1 pseudogene is annotated in these 738 nt (G+C 34.0%); it reads right to left on the bottom strand.

The window, feature by feature from the left end:
• Positions 1 to 738: pseudogene (locus ACFIL8_RS11685) on the bottom strand (ribonuclease E/G); the annotation flags it as partial.

Raw genomic sequence — 738 nt, 5'->3', positions numbered from 1 at the left:
TTTATCTTCTACCTCATGAATAGCTTTGTCTGCTTTTTTTGTTTTAGTTTTACGCACCGGACTGGTTGTAGGTTTTTTTTCAAGAGATTTTTGTTCTGCAATATTTTGATCATTCTCTAAAGAAAGTTGATTTTCTACTACTTTTGAAGAACGTGTTTTACGTTTTTTAGGTTTAATACTTGTATCATTTTTTTCAGATTCACTCTGTTGTTGTATATCTAGAGCTTGTGTATTATTTTTTGTTTCTTCAAGTTCAAAAGATTTAACAGGTGAAACACGACGTTTGCGATGCGCTGCTTTAATTTCTGCTAAAGCTTGCTTAGCAAAATCTCCTACTGGTTCTGCATAAGGAACGCGAATCTGATGAAAATTATTATCTTGATTGCGTCGACCACCACGACGTCCTCGACGACGTCCTCGACGATAAGAATCATCATTTAAGGTATCTTCTTTTTTATGAACGTTGGAGAGAGAATGATCAGTAATTTCACCGTGACGATTTTTGCGCCGACGCTTTTGGTTTGTTTCAATGGGAGAAGGATTTTCAATAGATTCACTTTTTATGAAAACAGAATCTTCAATTTCTTGCTTATTGTCATCTTCCAATGAAGATTGAGAAATTCTCTCTGCTATTGAGCCTTTAGAAATAACAAGATGTTGTGTTCCAATACTATCATCTGCTTCAATACTAATATTAAGTTTAAAGCGAGCTTCTAAATTAACAAGAATATTGCGTTT

Origin of the sequence: Bartonella sp. AP57NXGY (assembly GCF_042195805.1) — a bacterium.
In the GTDB taxonomy this organism is placed as follows: Bacteria; Pseudomonadota; Alphaproteobacteria; order Rhizobiales; family Rhizobiaceae; genus Bartonella.
This window is presented reverse-complemented; position numbering and strand designations above follow the sequence as displayed.